The organism is Actinomadura coerulea (genome assembly GCF_014208105.1).
Classification (GTDB): Bacteria; Actinomycetota; Actinomycetes; order Streptosporangiales; family Streptosporangiaceae; genus Spirillospora; species Spirillospora coerulea.
In genome coordinates, this window is record NZ_JACHMQ010000001.1 from 1,333,220 (window position 1) to 1,348,690 (window position 15,471).

Sequence of the window (15,471 nt, forward strand, 5' to 3'; positions counted from 1 at the left end):
TCCGCCGCCCGGGCGGGAGTGGGCGCGCGTCCGCCCTCGTAGCCTTCGTGTTACGGTCTGTCGTGTTGTGGCGGGATCGTGAAGGCCCAGGCCGGACGCATTACCGGGCGGGTTCACGGCTCTCGGTGCCGGGCGGCCGAGCAGTCTGCCACGATAGCCAGGCCCGGGTGGAAAACGCTTCGAACGAGGGACGACAGTTGGATCGGCAGACGGCGACGGCGACCTTCCCGTCCGCCGCGGCGGCGGTGGCGGACGCGCGCCGGTTCGTCCGCAAGGTGCTGGCCGACTGGGGCTTGGACGAGGTGGCCGACGACGCCGTCCTCGCCACGAGCGAGCTCGCCACCAACGCGATCGCCTACGCGGGGACCTCGTTCGAGGTCTCCTGCCGCCTGGCCGGCGGCGACGTCGAGATCGAGGTCCGCGACCGCCACCCCACCCGGGGCATCGAGATGCCGGGCGTCACCGCCTCCAGCGGGCGCGGCCTCCCGTCGATCGCCCGCCTCGCCGACTCCTGGGGCGTCTCCTACGACCGCCGCACCAAGGGCGTCTGGTTCCGGCTGCCCCGGCCCGGCGCCACCGGGGCCGCGGCCCCGGCCGAGGGCGCCGCGGCGGACGGCACGGAGGCCGCCTTCACCGCCGACATCGCCGGGAGCGGTTCCGTGCGGGGCGAACTCGGCGCCCGGGCCCGCGACGCGGCCGAGCCGGTGCGGGACGCCTCCGGCGCCGGCGGTCAGGGCCGGGAGGGCGAGCTCGCCGGGGGCGCGGGCGAGCTGCCCGTGGCCGGCGACCGGCTCCTGCGTTCCCCGGCGGCCGTGGAGGCCATGGAGGACGGCGTCGCCACCGCCCGGGAGGTGCTCGGCGCCGAGGGCGCCGCCGTCCTGCTGACCGAGCGCGACGGACGGCTGATCATGGGGTCGGCGGCCGGGACGGCGGCCGAGATGCCGCTCGGCGAGCTGTCGGTCGCCTCTCTCACCCCCGCCGCCCGCGCCGGTTCCGCCTGGGTCGCCGCGGACACCTCCGACCCGACCGCGGCGGCGCTGCGGGCCTCCTCCCTGGCCGCCGCCCCGCTGGAGTCGCAGGGCCGCCTGACGGGCCTCATCGTGGCCGTCTCGTCCCTGTCCGGCCGTTTCGACGAGGCCGACGGAGCCCGCCTCGGCCGGCTCGCCGACGAGATGTCGCTCTCCCTGGAGAAGGCCAGGGTGGGCGAGTTGGAACGATCCTGGCGCGGCTGGCTGAGCTTCGTCGCCGAGGCCAGCGACCTGCTCGCCGGCACCCTCGACCAGGAGCGCACGATGGCGCTGGTCGCCCAGCTCGTCGTGCCGCGCCTGGCCACCTGGTGCGCCGTCTACACCGTCACCGAGGCCGAGCCCGACCGGCTCGCCTACGTGTGGCACGCCGACGAGGAGCGCTCCGACGGCCTGCGCGAGCTGCTCGAACACGCGGGCGCCGCCCCGCCCACCGACGCCCCCGGGGCCTGGAACGGCCTCGCCACCGCGCCCGAGGACGTCCGCGCCGCCGTCGGAGACACCGCCACCGACCAGGTCTACGCCTTCCCGCTGATCGCCCGCGGCCGGCGCATCGGCACCATCGTGATCGGCCGCCCGGCGGGGGACCGCTTCCCGCGCAGCGCGATCGAGCTGGCCGAGGAGTTGAGCCGCCGCGCCGCCCTCGCCGTCGACAACGCGCGCCTGTTCTCCGCCCAGACCGCCATGAGCAGCGCTCTGCAGCGCAGCCTGCTGCCGCCCGGAATCCCCGAGATCCCCGGCCTGGAGGTGGCGGTGGTCTACGAGCCCGCCGGGGAGGGCAGCGAGGTCGGCGGCGACTTCTACGACGTCTTCGCGAGCGGGACCCGGCCCGGCGGCCCGGCCCCCGCGTCCCGCTGGCGGTTCGCCATCGGCGACGTGTGCGGCACCGGCCCCGAGGCCGCCGCCGTCACCGGCCTGGCCCGGCACGCGCTGCGCATCCTCGCCGCCGAGGACCTGTCCGTCCCCGCCGTCCTCGCCCGGCTCAACCGGCTCATCCTCGGCGAGGGCGAGCGCGGGCGGCTGCTCACCCTGCTGCACGGCGAGATCGCGGCCCGCCGGCGCCGCGACGGCGTGACGATCAAGCTGACGAGCGCGGGGCACCCGCCCCCGCTGGTGCTCGACCCGGAGGGCGGCGTCCGCGAGGCCGCCTCGCCCCAGCCGCTGCTGGGAGTCTTCGACGGCGTGGAGTTCCACACCGACACCGTCGAGCTGCGGCGCGGAGAGGTACTGCTCTGCGTGACCGACGGCGTCACCGAGCGGCGCTCCGGCAACCGGCTGCTCGGCGACGGGCACGGACTGGAGCGGCTTCTCGCCGACTGCACCGGACTGAGCGCCGGGGCGGTGGCGGCGCGCATCCAGCGCGCCGTCCGGGACTTCGGCCCGGAGCCGTCGAACGACGACGTTGCCCTCATCGTTCTGCGGGCGTCATGATGGAGACCAACAATCGGTAAGGTGGGGTGGCGTGGGGCTTGCCTTGCACACGACACGACAGGAAGGCCGTGCGACGATCGCCGCGCGCGGCTCAATAGACCTGCACTCCTCCGACGAGCTGCGCGCTCGGCTGACCGAGCTCGTGGACGCGGGCGAGCGGTCGGTCGTCGTCGACCTCGCGGCGGTCGACTTCTGTGACTCCTCCGGCCTGAACGTCCTCGTCCGCGCGTACAAGCACGCGCGCGCGCAGAACGCCACGCTCACCGTCACCGGAGCTTACGGCCGCGTCGAGAACGTGCTGCGCACGACCGGGCTCGACCGCTTCCTCATGGAGGACCCGGCGGAGGAGGCTCCGGCCGATGGGCGGTGAAGGGACACGATGAAGAACGGCGAGCGGGCGGAGTGACCGACCCGATGACCGAGACCACGCTGCGCGCGGCGCCCCAGACCGAGGCGGTCGAGTACGCCAGGCGGCTCGCGGCCCGGACCATGCGCACCTGGGCGCTCATGGACCGCGAGGAGCTCGTGACGGCCATCGTGGCCGAGCTCGTCGCCAACGCCGTCCGGCACGCCGGGACGGCCCTGGAGCTGCGGCTGCTGCGCGGCAGCGGCCGTATCCGTGTCGAAGTCCGCGACCGCGCGGCCCAGCTGCCCCGGCTGACCGTCCCCGGCCCCCTGGACGAGTCGCACCGCGGCCTGTTCATCGTCGACCGCTTCGCCAACTCCTGGGGCGCCGACCCGGTGACCGGCGGAAAGGTCGTCTGGGCCGAGGTCGACATCTGAGCGGTCGACTTCTGAGAGATCGACCTTCCAGAGGTCGGTCTCTGAGCCATGGATCTCTGAGCGGTCGAGCTCTGAGAGAGGTCGGCATTTGAGGGCCGACGGCTGACATGCGCTCTCGCCCGGTTCGCGCTCCTGTGCGGGGCTCCGACCGGCGGCGCGCGCCCTCCGCACACGGTGGGGGGGCGCGCGCGCCGATCGGGCCGAGCGGATCAGAGGGATCTGATCAGACCGACTTGCGGTAGAGCTCCGCGACCATGAAGGCCAGGTCCAGCGACTGGCCGCGGTTGAGCCGGGGGTCGCAGGCCGTCTCGTAGCGCTGGTGCAGGTCGGCCTCGGCGAGCCCCTGGCCGCCGCCGACGCACTCGGTCACGTCGTCGCCGGTGAACTCGATGTGGATGCCGCCCGGGTGGGTTCCGAGGGCCCGGTGGACCTCGAAGAACCCGGCGACCTCGTCCAGCACGTCGTCCAGCCGCCGGGTCTTGTGCCCGCTCGGCGCCTCGAACGTGTTGCCGTGCATGGGGTCGCAGATCCACGCGACCGGGGCCCCGCTCTGGTGCACCTTCTCGATCAGCGGGGGCAGCGCGTCGCGGATGCGGTCGGCGCCCATGCGGGTGATGAAGGTGAGCCGGCCGGGCTCCCGCTCCGGGTTCAGCCGCTCCATCAGGGCCAGGGCGTCGTCGGCGGAGGTCGTCGGGCCTAGCTTCACCCCGATCGGGTTGCGGATGTGGCGCAGGAACTCCACGTGCGCCCCGTCCAGCTGCCGGGTCCGCTCGCCGATCCACAGGAAGTGCGCGGACACGTCGTAGGGCCGGCCGCTCAGATGGTCGATGCGGGTCAGCGCGCGCTCGTACTCCAGCAGCAGCGCCTCGTGGCTTGAGTAGAACTCCACCCCGTGGAACTCGTCCGGGTTCGCCCCGCACGCCTTCATGAACGTCAGCGCCCGGTCGATCTCGCCCGCCAGCTGCTCGTAGCGGCGGCCCGCCGGGCTCTGCGCGACGAAGTCCTGGTTCCAGGCGTGCACCTGGCGCAGGTCGGCGTAGCCGCCCTTGGTGAACGCCCGGCACAGGTTCAGCGTGACCGCCGAGCAGTGGTAGGCCTTCAGCAGGCGATGCGGGTCGTTGCGCCGGGAGGCGGCGTCGAAGGCGAACCCGTTCACCGCGTCGCCCCGGTATGCGGGCAGCTCCACGCCGCCGCGGGTCTCCACGGGCTTGGAGCGCGGCTTGGCGTACTGGCCCGCCATCCGGCCGATCTTCACGACGGGAACGCTGGCTGCGTAGGTGAGGACGACCGCCATCTGCAGCAGCGTCTTCAGCTTGTTCTTGACCGCGTCGGCGTTCGATCCCTCGAACGTCTCGGCGCAGTCACCGCCCTGAAGGACGAACGCCTCACCGCGGGCGACGTCCGCGAGCTGCGCCTTCAACTGGTCGCATTCGCCGGCGAAGACGAGCGGCGGCTGGGCGGCCAGCTCGGCGGCCACTTCGCCGAGCTCGGCCGGATCGTCCCAATCGGGCTGCTGGAGAGCGGGGAGGGCGCGCCACGCGTCGAGGTCCCCGATGACGGCGGAATTACTCACCCTGAAAGGCTATGGCACGGCCCGCCCTGCGTGAACGGAATGCCAAGCGCGCCGGGGTCCACGTCCCCGACGCGAACGGGCGGCCCCGTTTCCGGGACCGCCCGTTAGCCGGTCGTTCGGCGGGACGCCGCTTCAGGCGCCCGGTCAGGCCGCCCTGAACCCCGCGGCGGCCGGTTCGGGCGCCGTGCCGTTGCCGTGGCCGTGGTCGTGGCCGAGCGCCCGGCGGCCGCTCAGGTCCGCCTCGCCGGCCAGCTGCCGCAGCCGCCGCAGCGAACGGTCGGTGATCTGCCGGACGCGGTTGTGGCTCAGCCCGTACCGGGCGCCGATCTGCGCGTACGACAGCGGCTGCCCGCTGTCCATCCCGAACCGGGCCCGCAGGATCGCGGACTCGCGTTCGGGAAGCCGGTCCAGCAGCCGTCCGAGGCCCTCGATGTCGTCCAGCGCGAGGATCTCCGCCTCCGGGGTGACGGCGTCGGGATCCTCCAGCAGGTCGCCCATCGGCGTCTCGCCGGCGTCGTCGACGGTCGCGTCCAGGCTCGCCGGGTCGCGCCGCCATCTCAGCAGTTCGTCGACATGCTCGGCGGCGGCGCCGACGGCGCCCGCGAGCTCCTCGCGGGTCGGCTCCCTGCCGAGTTCGCGGCTGAGCTGGCGCTCCGCGCGCCGCAGCCGGGACAACTCCTCCTCGACGTGGACGGGCAGGCGGATCGTGCGGGCGGTGTGGCTCAGCCCGCGGCCGATCGCCTGCCGGATCCACCAGGTGGCGTAGGTGGAGAACTTGAAGCCGCGGCGGTAGTCGAACTTCTCCACCGCACGCATCAGCCCCAGGTTCCCCTCCTGGATGAGGTCGATGAGGGGCAACGAGTCGGTCGGGTACTTCCGGGCGATCGAGACGACCAGCCGCAGATTGGCCTCGACGAAGCGCTGCTTCGCGCGCAGCCCCGCCGCGGCCAGCTCCTCCAGCTCCTCGCGGGACGCGCCCTCGGGCACCGCCCCCTCGTCGAGCAGCTGTTCGGCGTACAGGCCCCCTTCGATCGCCTTGGCCAGATCGACCTCCTCCTGCGCGTCGAGCAGGGGAGTACGGCCGATCCGGTCGAGGTACGCCCCGACAAGATCCTTGTCGGGGACTTCGACCCTGTCGCCCTTGGTACGGGTTCCAGCCATCCTGACCCTTCTCCGGTGCGATCTCCCTAGGAGGACAACGCCAATTACCGCTCTGTGATTCCCACGTGGGGAATACTGCGAGGCTGTAAGCCGCTCTACGTCGTGATACCCCGACTGAGGAGAAACCGACATGGCGACGGTCACACTGACCGCTGAGAACTTCGACGAGGTGGCTCAGGGCGACGGCATCGTGCTGGTCGACTTCTGGGCCGAGTGGTGCGGCCCGTGCAAGCGGTTCGCGCCCGTGTTCGAACGGTCGGCGGACAAGCACGAGGACATCGTCTTCGGCAAGGTGGACACCGACGCCGAGGCCGAGCTGTCGGAGCGGTTCGGCATCCGGTCCATCCCCACGCTGATGGCGATTCGCGACGGCATGATCGTGTTCGCGGAGCCGGGCGCGCTGCCCGAGTCGGTGCTGGAGAACGTGATCGAGCAGGTCCGCGGCCTCGACATGGAGGACGTCCGCCGGCGCGCGAAGGCCTGACCTTCAGCGCCGCCGGGTTGCGCGGACGAGACGCGCGGCGGGCGCCGGGGAGGCGCGCGGGCAAAGAAGCGGACGCCACCGCCCCTTCACCGGTCGGCATGGTCGATGATGGACGGATGCTCGCCGATGTCGTCCGATACCTGGTGTGCCCCGTGTGCGGAGCCGACCTCGAACTGGCCGACCGCCGCCTGGTCTGCCCGGGCGGGCATGCCTTCGACGTCGCGCGACAGGGATATGCGAACCTCCTGCCGGGCAACGCCCGTCCGGGAACGGCCGACACTCCGGAGATGGTCCGCGCGAGGGACGAGTTCCTGACGGCCGGCCACTTCGCGGCTCTCGCGGACAGGCTCGCCCGGAGCGTCTCGCGCGCCGATCCGTCCGTCGTCCTGGACGCGGGCGCCGGGACGGGGCACTACCTCAGCCGCATCCTCGACCGAGCGCCGGACGCCGTCGGCCTCGCCCTGGACATCTCCAAGCACGCCGCCCGGCGCGCCGCGAAGGCGCACCCGCGCTGTGGCGCCGTGGTCGCGGACCTCTGGCGCCCGTTCCCGCTGCGCGACAGCGCGGCCGACGTCGTGGTCAACGTCTTCGCCCCGCGCAACGCGACCGAGTTCCACCGCGTGCTCCGAGACGACGGGCTGCTGCTCACGGTGACTCCGTCACCCCGGCACCTCGGCACACTCGTGGAGCCCCTGGGCCTGCTCTCGATCGACAAGCACAAGACCGAGCGCATGGACACCGCGCTCTCCGGCTACTTCAAGCTGGACTCGCGCGAGGAACTCGAAGCCGAGGCCGTCCTGACGCACGGCGAGGTGTTCACGCTCGTCGGCATGGGCCCGAGCGCGCACCACGTCCCGCCGGAGCCGCTCAGGGAACGGCTGGCGAAGCTGCCCGAGCCGCTGACCGCCCCGCTGTCGTTCGTCCTGTCCACCTACCGGCGGCTGGAGTAGGCGCGGACCCGGCCTGCGTGATCTCCAGCAGCACCTGCGGGGTCTCGCCGGGCTCCGTCACCTCTTCGGCACCCGGCATGTCGAGCGTCTCGTAGCCGAACGACGCGGCGAGCGAGCGGCCCGCCGCTCCCAGGAGGAGACGCTGGAGAGCCTGTCCGGCGCGGAGCCATTCGGCGGGCGAGTCGCCTCGCGTGGTCAGCACCGCGCGCTGTCCCGCCGAGTGAGGCGCCGGGGGGAGTCTCCGAAGCACGGCTCCTTCCAGCCTCGCCTCCCCGGCCAGCTCGTCGACGACGGACGGGGGAGGGCAGGCGCTCGTCGCGATGGTGCGGCCGGCACGGAACGGCCGGAGCGTGGCGGCGTAGAGAAGCCGCTCCTCCCGGGATGTGCGGTGCCGCCCGGCCAGGCGTACGGAGGCGAGGACGGATGGACGTCCCGCATCGGGAAGCAACCGAACGATGGCTTCGTGACCGAGTTGCGTGGCGGCCAGGCGCAGGTTCACGAGCGCGGCCCCGCTGCTGAGGTGGAGGCCCCGGCCCGCGGGATCGTGCTTCGGCCGGTACCTGTCAGGGTCCGCGTGCACCTCGATCAGGCCGGAGACGACCTTGAACCGCCAGGCGTGCACGTCATGGACCGTGGGCCCCATCGTCGCGGCGACCACGAGACGCTCCGCCGATGCGCGAGTGGCGGCGTGCACGTTCACGGGGTTCCTCCTGACCTCGGGCGACAGCCGACCCGGGAGCCACCACCCGCCCAGAGGACGTTTCCCCGGGGGAGAGCGGTGAGGGCACCGTACCCCACTGTGACCCGACGCACGTAGTACGTGAACAGCGAGGTCAGCGCACCTGATCGGGTGGGCGGACGACAAGGCGGGCCGGGTTCGCGGGCCCGCGATTTGACGGCTCTGGCGGGGCGTCTTAATGTCTTCCTCGCCCCAAGGAGACGCGGGACGCCGAGAGGCGGCCGGCCCTGGGGAGCAGCCGCTGAAAATGGTTCGAGCGCCACTCGGACCGGTGTACGATGGGCTGCACAGCCTAGAACGGGATGCAGGACGCCGAGAGGTGGCCGGCCCGCAGGGCGCCTCCCGCAGAACGATCTCTCCGAGTCTTCGGCTTGGTGCGGTGTCGTCGCGGGGGGGTAGGCAGACCTTCGACTCGTCAAAAAGATCTTCGCGGATCGGCTTGACAGCGAAGATGAGTCTGGTAAGTTAGCAGGGTTGCCCCGGAGCCGGGGACCGCGAGAGCGGGGTCCGGCGCGGTGGGTGTCCGTTTCTTGAGAACTCAACAGCGTGTTAAAAGCCAGTGCCTTTATCGGCTCGGCCATGTTTTGGCCGGGTCGCCCCGTGCCGCTCCACTTTGTGGGGTGGTGGGGATTTCTTTGAGGCAATGCCATCCCGTTGGGGATGGTGATGCCGGGATTGTTTCCTGAGGTTTGGCCGGCTGGGGTTCGCCCCCTGGTTGGTCGTTGGACCTTGATGGAGAGTTTGATCCTGGCTCAGGACGAACGCTGGCGGCGTGCTTAACACATGCAAGTCGAGCGGAAAGGCCCCTTCGGGGGTACTCGAGCGGCGAACGGGTGAGTAACACGTGAGCAACCTGCCCCTGACTCTGGGATAAGCCCGGGAAACTGGGTCTAATACCGGATATGACCACTGGTCGCATGATCGTGTGGTGGAAAGTTTTTCGGTTGGGGATGGGCTCGCGGCCTATCAGCTTGTTGGTGGGGTGATGGCCTACCAAGGCGACGACGGGTAACCGGCCTGAGAGGGCGACCGGTCACACTGGGACTGAGACACGGCCCAGACTCCTACGGGAGGCAGCAGTGGGGAATATTGCGCAATGGGCGGAAGCCTGACGCAGCGACGCCGCGTGAGGGATGACGGCCTTCGGGTTGTAAACCTCTTTCAGCAGGGACGAAGCTAACGTGACGGTACCTGCAGAAGAAGCGCCGGCTAACTACGTGCCAGCAGCCGCGGTAATACGTAGGGCGCAAGCGTTGTCCGGAATTATTGGGCGTAAAGGGCTCGTAGGCGGTTTGTCGCGTCTGTCGTGAAAGCCCACGGCTTAACCGTGGGTCTGCGGTGGATACGGGCAGACTAGAGGCAGGTAGGGGAGAATGGAATTCCCGGTGTAGCGGTGAAATGCGCAGATATCGGGAGGAACACCGGTGGCGAAGGCGGTTCTCTGGGCCTGTACTGACGCTGAGGAGCGAAAGCGTGGGGAGCGAACAGGATTAGATACCCTGGTAGTCCACGCCGTAAACGTTGGGCGCTAGGTGTGGGGTCCTTCCACGGATTCCGCGCCGCAGCTAACGCATTAAGCGCCCCGCCTGGGGAGTACGGCCGCAAGGCTAAAACTCAAAGGAATTGACGGGGGCCCGCACAAGCGGCGGAGCATGTTGCTTAATTCGACGCAACGCGAAGAACCTTACCAAGGCTTGACATCGCCGGAAAACCATCAGAGATGGTGGGTCCTTTTGGGCCGGTGACAGGTGGTGCATGGCTGTCGTCAGCTCGTGTCGTGAGATGTTGGGTTAAGTCCCGCAACGAGCGCAACCCTCGTTCCATGTTGCCAGCACTTCGGGTGGGGACTCATGGGAGACCGCCGGGGTCAACTCGGAGGAAGGTGGGGATGACGTCAAGTCATCATGCCCCTTATGTCTTGGGCTGCAAACATGCTACAATGGCCGGTACAGAGGGCTGCGATACCGTGAGGTGGAGCGAATCCCTTAAAGCCGGTCTCAGTTCGGATCGAAGTCTGCAACTCGACTTCGTGAAGTCGGAGTCGCTAGTAATCGCAGATCAGCAACGCTGCGGTGAATACGTTCCCGGGCCTTGTACACACCGCCCGTCACGTCACGAAAGTCGGCAACACCCGAAGCCCGTGGCCCAACCACCTTGTGTGGGGGGAGCGGTCGAAGGTGGGGCCGGCGATTGGGACGAAGTCGTAACAAGGTAGCCGTACCGGAAGGTGCGGCTGGATCACCTCCTTTCTAAGGAGCACCAACTGGCCGGAGCTGCTTCCTCTCGGGGAAGGCTCAGGTCGGTGGCTGCCGTTGACAGCGAATGTCTGTCAGGTGGCTGCTCATAGATGTGGAGCACTGGCTACTCAGTCTGCTGGCCGTGCGGCTCAGCTAGTACCGCTTCGAGGGTGACCTCGGGGAGTGGGAAAGGTGAGCTCCGGGCGGTTGGGAGGCTGAACACGCTGTTGAGTCCTGAGGGAACGGGCGCGAGCCCGGGTGACCTCGGACTGCGGGACCAGGACCGCATCACCGGAAGGTGGTGGGGTTTTGGTGGGCCCGGTTGTTTTTTGAGAACTGCACAGTGGACGCGAGCATCTCTGGTGAACGATGAGAGCCGCTTTGAAGGGACCCTTCTTCGGGAGGGTGTCTTCGGGTTGGTCTTGTTGTTTATCTGCGATTTGTTCTGATCGTTTTGTGTGTTCAAGTTTTTAAGGGCATACGGTGGATGCCTTGGCATCAGGAGCCGATGAAGGACGTGGGAGCCTGCGATATGCCTCGGGGAGTCGGCAACCAGACTTTGATCCGGGGATTTCCGAATGGGGAAACCTGGCACCCGTCATGGGGTGTCGCCGCCTGCTGAATGTATAGGCAGGTTGGTGGGAACGCGGGGAAGTGAAACATCTCAGTACCCGCAGGAAGAGAAAACAATAGTGATTCCGTGAGTAGTGGTGAGCGAAAGCGGAGGAGCCTAAACCGTGCGCGTGTGATAGCCGGCAGGCGTTGCGTGTGCGGGGTTGTGGGATCACCCGGTCGTCTCTGCCGAGACGGCGAGGAGTTATAAACCGCTGGGATAGTCGAATGGCTTGGGATGGCCGACCGTAGACGGTGAGAGTCCGGTAGACGAAATTTCAGTGGCTTCTGGGTGTGTTCCCGAGTAGCACGGGGCCCGTGAAATCCCGTGTGAATCTGCCACGACCACGTGGTAAGGCTGAATACTTCCTGATGACCGATAGCGGACCAGTACCGTGAGGGAAAGGTGAAAAGTGCCCCGGTGAGGGGTCGTGAAATAGTACCTGAAACCGTGTGCCTACAAGCCGTCAGAGCCTCCTCAGTTACCTTTCGGGGTTTCTGTTGGTGATGGCGTGCCTTTTGAAGAATGAGCCTGCGAGTTATGGTGTGTGGCGAGGTTAACCGGTGGCGGGTAGCCGTAGCGAAAGCGAGTCTGAATAGGGCGTTTTTAGTCGCATGCTGTAGACCCGAAGCGGAGTGATCTAGCCATGGGCAGGGTGAAGCGCCGGTAAGACGGTGTGGAGGCCCGAACCCACCAGGGTTGAAAACCTGGGGGATGACCTGTGGTTAGGGGTGAAAGGCCAATCAAACTCCGTGATAGCTGGTTCTCCCCGAAATGCATTTAGGTGCAGCGTCGCGTGTTTCTTGCCGGAGGTAGAGCTACTGGATGGCTGATGGGCCCTACCAGGTTACTGACGTCAGCCAAACTCCGAATGCCGGTAAGTGAGAGCGCGGCAGTGAGACTGCGGGGGATAAGCTTCGTAGTCGAGAGGGAAACAGCCCAGATCATCGGCTAAGGCCCCTAAGCGTGTGCTAAGTGGGAAAGGATGTGGAGTTGCTGTGACAACCAGGAGGTTGGCTTAGAAGCAGCCACCCTTGAAAGAGTGCGTAATAGCTCACTGGTCAAGTGATTCCGCGCCGACAATGTAGCGGGGCTCAAGCACACCGCCGAAGCCGTGGCATTGACACGTAAGTGTTGATGGGTAGGGGAGCGTCCTGTATCCGGTGAAGCCTCGGGGTGACCCAGGGGTGGAGGGTGCGGGAGTGAGAATGCAGGCATGAGTAGCGAATCACACGTGAGAAACGTGTGCGCCGGATGACCAAGGGTTCCTGGGGCAGGCTAATCCGCCCAGGGTAAGTCGGGACCTAAGGCGAGGCCGACAGGCGTAGTCGATGGACAACGGGTTGATATTCCCGTACCCGCTGGTATGCGCCAACGCTGAATCCTCTGATGCTAACCACCCGAACCATTCTTGAGGCCTTCGGGCCTGTTGGATGGGGAGCGTGGGACCCGAGGGGGTAGTAGGTGAGTGATGGGGTGACGCAGGAGGGTAGCTCAGCCCGGGCGATGGTTGTCCCGGGGTAAGGCTGTAGGGAGAGAGACAGGTAAATCCGTCTCTCGCGTATCCTGAGAGCTGATGCCGAGCCGTTTTAGGTGAAGTGAGTGATCCCATGCTGCCGAGAAAAGCCTCTAGCGAGTGTACCGGCGGCCCGTACCCCAAACCGACTCAGGTGGTCAGGTAGAGAATACCAAGGCGATCGGGTGAACTGTGGTTAAGGAACTCGGCAAATTGCCCCCGTAACTTTGGGAGAAGGGGGACCTCGCTCGGTGATGGCACTTGCTGCCTGAGCTGGGTGGGGTCGCAGAGGCCAGGGGGAAGCGACTGTTTACTAAAAACACAGGTCCGTGCGAAGTCGTAAGACGCTGTATACGGACTGACGCCTGCCCGGTGCCGGAACGTTAAGAGGACCGGTTAGGGGGACTTGTTCCTTCGAAGCTGAGAATCTAAGCGCCGGTAAACGGCGGTGGTAACTATAACCATCCTAAGGTAGCGAAATTCCTTGTCGGGTAAGTTCCGACCTGCACGAATGGCGTAACGACTTCCCCGCTGTCTCAACCACAGGCCCGGCGAAATTGCAGTACGAGTAAAGATGCTCGTTTCGCGCAGCAGGACGGAAAGACCCCGGGACCTTCACTATAGCTTGGCATTGGCGCTTGGAGCGTCTTGTGTAGGATAGGTGGGAGACTGTGAAGCTCAGACGCCAGTCTGGGTGGAGTCGTTGGTGAAATACCACTCTGGTCGTTTTGAGCGTCTAACCCGCACCCGTGTATCCGGGTGGGGGACAGTGCCTGGTGGGTAGTTTAACTGGGGCGGTTGCCTCCCAAAATGTAACGGAGGCGCCCAAAGGTTCCCTCAGCCTGGTTGGCAATCAGGTGGCGAGTGCAAGGGCACAAGGGAGCTTGACTGTGAGACGGACGTGTCGAGCAGGTGCGAAAGCAGGGCCTAGTGATCCGGCACCTACGTGTGGAAGTGGTGTCGCTCAACGGCTAAAAGGTACCCCGGGGATAACAGGCTGATCTTCCCCAAGAGTCCATATCGACGGGATGGTTTGGCACCTCGATGTCGGCTCGTCGCATCCTGGGGCTGGAGTAGGTCCCAAGGGTTGGGCTGTTCGCCCATTAAAGCGGCACGCGAGCTGGGTTTAGAACGTCGCGAGACAGTTCGGTCCCTATCCGCTGTGCGCGTAGGAGAATTGTGAGGGTCTGTCCCTAGTACGAGAGGACCGGGACGGACGAACCTCTGGTGTGCCAGTTGTCCCGCCAGGGGCACGGCTGGTTGGCTACGTTCGGTCGGGATAACCGCTGAAAGCATCTAAGCGGGAAGCCTTCCTCGAGATGAGTTCTCCCACCCCTTTGTGGGTGTAAGGCCCCCGGTAGACGACCGGGTTGATAGGCCGGAGATGGAAGCGCGGTAACGTGTGGAGTCGACCGGTACTAATAGGCCGAGTGGCTTGAACACACTGAACGTTCAGAGTGAGTCGCTGCGAGACGATGTTCGCGTCCCTGTGTGGTTCCCAGGAAACAACTGGGTGACCGCTGTTTTGATAAGTGAATTCTGAGCCGAATGGTTCGGACGTGGATTTGCACGCCCTCCTGGTGTTTGTGGGGGTGGTGCGTTGAGACGTTCGGTGGTTTTGGCGAGGGGGAAACACCCGGTCCCATCCCGAACCCGGAAGTTAAGCCCTTCAGCGCCGATGGTACTGCATGGGAGACCGTGTGGGAGAGTAGGACACCGCCGGACACATATTGCAGAAAGGCCCCGCCGTCACGGCGGGGCCTTTCTCATTTCACCAGCATTGAACCTGACCGCATATTTCGAGATCGATTCTCGAGAATCATTGCGGTAAGAACGAACCCATGAGGTACGGAGGCCGGCCGCGCGGTGGCGTGCTGCCCGTCCTCGCTGACCTCGCCGTGAAGGCGGGGGTTCGAATGTCGGCGGAACTGGATGGGGATCCGTGCGAGGGCGGTTACCAGGTCCAGACCAGCGTCCGGTACAACAGGCCGTGCCGGTGCCCGGGCTTGAGATACAACACCCTTGAGATGGAGACCTTCTCGAAGACCCGCCACGCACCAAGGATGGCCGGTGGGCAACCGCGGGCCAGGCGGCTTGCTCTGGTTGCGTCAGCTGTATCTCCAGGGTGCCGCGAAGCGCGGCGAGTGGTGAGCGCAGCTGGTGGGAGGCGTTCGCGACGAACCGACCGCTGTCGGCGCAGCAGGGCCTGTTCGATCCGGTCGAGCCTGTAGACGGTCAGCTGCTGCGCGTTCCGCACGTCCAGGCCGGTGACCTTTCCGAGCCGGGCTGGGGACAGGACGTCGGTGGTGCCGACGACGAACCTTCGGATGTTGCTCACGCCGTTCTCCGCATGTGGGAACCGCACCTTCTGGACGCTCCAGCCGACCGCAGGCGCCAACCCCCGCCAAGCTGGCTCTCCCATGTCCGCGTCCAGACCGAGGCCGCCGCCGGCCGCGACCAACCGCCGTCGGTCGACACCGCGACGTAGTCGCTGTCGCGGCCGACGAGGCCGACCGGGTACCGTCCGCTCTTCAGTGCGGGGGTCACCTGGGCGGTGTCCTCGATGGCCGGGTTCCTGGCCTCTTCGGCCCACTGGTCCCTAGCGGCCTCGCGGGCCCACATCATGCTGAGGCCGAAGACGACGGCCGCTGCGACCGTCGCGCCCCCGCGTTCCTCGCTGCCGGACTCGTCCCCACCGCGATCGGGTTGCGACCCCTCGGACAGCTCATGGACCCTAGCCTCGCCCGCCTTCCCCGCCCCCTCCGGCCGGGGGGCCCTCGTAGGCTTACCTGCTGCCCCGAGGTCCATATTGGGCTTCATTCCGGAAGGGGCCGATGTCGCTGCGTCCAAGTGCCTCGCCCCGCAGGTCACCCGCCGCTGCCGCGTCTTCCGTATCGCCCGGCCATGCCCGTCCTACGGCCGGAATGGGCGGTCACCGAACTCCCCCGGTCCGTCCGTA

General features: G+C 67.3%; 9 protein-coding genes and 3 rRNA genes. 8 read left to right on the forward strand and 4 right to left on the reverse strand.

Annotated elements, in window-relative coordinates; all coding sequences use genetic code 11:
* The first annotated feature begins 197 nt into the window (after window positions 1-197).
* From BKA00_RS06245 to BKA00_RS06255, 3 genes are read left to right on the forward strand one after another with little or no spacing between them, the layout of a single operon-like run.
* Window positions 198-2,456 carry a SpoIIE family protein phosphatase gene (locus BKA00_RS06245; protein ID WP_185024005.1) on the forward strand — a complete coding sequence of 753 codons (2,259 nt, stop codon included), beginning with the start codon at window positions 198-200 and terminating at the stop codon, window positions 2,454-2,456.
* 43 nt (window positions 2,457-2,499) lie between these two features.
* A complete protein-coding gene (locus tag BKA00_RS06250; protein WP_230299283.1) occupies window positions 2,500-2,826 on the forward strand; it encodes an STAS domain-containing protein in 327 nt (108 codons plus the stop codon).
* Between the two features lie 44 nt (window positions 2,827-2,870).
* On the forward strand, window positions 2,871-3,239 hold the full coding sequence (locus BKA00_RS06255; protein WP_217919851.1) for an ATP-binding protein: 369 nt from the start codon (window positions 2,871-2,873) through the stop codon (window positions 3,237-3,239).
* A 223-nt stretch (window positions 3,240-3,462) separates the two neighbouring features.
* Here BKA00_RS06255 and BKA00_RS06260 read toward each other — a convergent pair whose 3' ends face one another.
* Together BKA00_RS06260 and BKA00_RS06265 are read right to left on the reverse strand one after the other, a co-directional pair.
* On the reverse strand, window positions 3,463-4,812 hold the full coding sequence (locus BKA00_RS06260; protein WP_230299284.1) for a class II 3-deoxy-7-phosphoheptulonate synthase: 1,350 nt from the start codon (window positions 4,810-4,812) through the stop codon (window positions 3,463-3,465).
* A gap of 144 nt (window positions 4,813-4,956) precedes the next feature.
* Entirely contained in the window at window positions 4,957-5,973 is a 1,017-nt protein-coding gene (locus BKA00_RS06265) for a sigma-70 family RNA polymerase sigma factor (RefSeq protein WP_230299285.1), read from the reverse strand.
* Window positions 5,974-6,103: 130 nt separating this feature from the next.
* On the opposite strand from BKA00_RS06265, the gene trxA reads away from it, so the two are divergent.
* Together trxA and BKA00_RS06275 are read left to right on the forward strand one after the other, a co-directional pair.
* Window positions 6,104-6,457 carry a thioredoxin gene (trxA, locus tag BKA00_RS06270; RefSeq protein WP_179848403.1) on the forward strand — a complete coding sequence of 118 codons (354 nt, stop codon included), beginning with the start codon at window positions 6,104-6,106 and terminating at the stop codon, window positions 6,455-6,457.
* 116 nt (window positions 6,458-6,573) lie between these two features.
* A complete protein-coding gene (locus tag BKA00_RS06275) occupies window positions 6,574-7,407 on the forward strand; it encodes a putative RNA methyltransferase (protein ID WP_185024008.1) in 834 nt (277 codons plus the stop codon).
* Here the strand turns inward: BKA00_RS06275 and BKA00_RS06280 are convergent.
* Window positions 7,325-8,107 (reverse strand): hypothetical protein, encoded by a 783-nt coding sequence (locus BKA00_RS06280; RefSeq protein ID WP_185024009.1) that lies wholly within the window; start codon window positions 8,105-8,107, stop codon window positions 7,325-7,327. The genes BKA00_RS06275 and BKA00_RS06280 overlap by 83 nt on opposite strands.
* A gap of 768 nt (window positions 8,108-8,875) precedes the next feature.
* On the opposite strand from BKA00_RS06280, the gene BKA00_RS06285 reads away from it, so the two are divergent.
* From BKA00_RS06285 to rrf, 3 genes are all read left to right on the forward strand, one after another.
* Window positions 8,876-10,395 (forward strand): 16S ribosomal RNA (locus BKA00_RS06285).
* 448 nt (window positions 10,396-10,843) lie between these two features.
* Window positions 10,844-13,955, forward strand: a 23S ribosomal RNA gene (locus BKA00_RS06290).
* Window positions 13,956-14,120: 165 nt separating this feature from the next.
* Window positions 14,121-14,237 (forward strand): 5S ribosomal RNA (gene rrf, locus BKA00_RS06295).
* The 16S, 23S and 5S rRNA genes sit together here, the layout of an rRNA operon.
* Before the next feature lie 24 nt (window positions 14,238-14,261).
* Here rrf and BKA00_RS40775 read toward each other — a convergent pair.
* Window positions 14,262-14,669 (reverse strand): hypothetical protein, encoded by a 408-nt coding sequence (locus BKA00_RS40775; RefSeq protein WP_230299263.1) that lies wholly within the window; start codon window positions 14,667-14,669, stop codon window positions 14,262-14,264.
* Window positions 14,670-15,471 lie beyond the last annotated feature (802 nt).

Coding starts and splice junctions, on each gene's coding strand:
- BKA00_RS06255 (WP_217919851.1), top strand. CDS start 2,871: ATGACCGAGACCACGCTGCGCGCGGCGCCCCAGACCGAGGCGGTCGAG.
- BKA00_RS06265 (WP_230299285.1), bottom strand. CDS start 5,973: ATGGCTGGAACCCGTACCAAGGGCGACAGGGTCGAAGTCCCCGACAAG.
- trxA (WP_179848403.1), top strand. CDS start 6,104: ATGGCGACGGTCACACTGACCGCTGAGAACTTCGACGAGGTGGCTCAG.
- BKA00_RS06275 (WP_185024008.1), top strand. CDS start 6,574: ATGCTCGCCGATGTCGTCCGATACCTGGTGTGCCCCGTGTGCGGAGCC.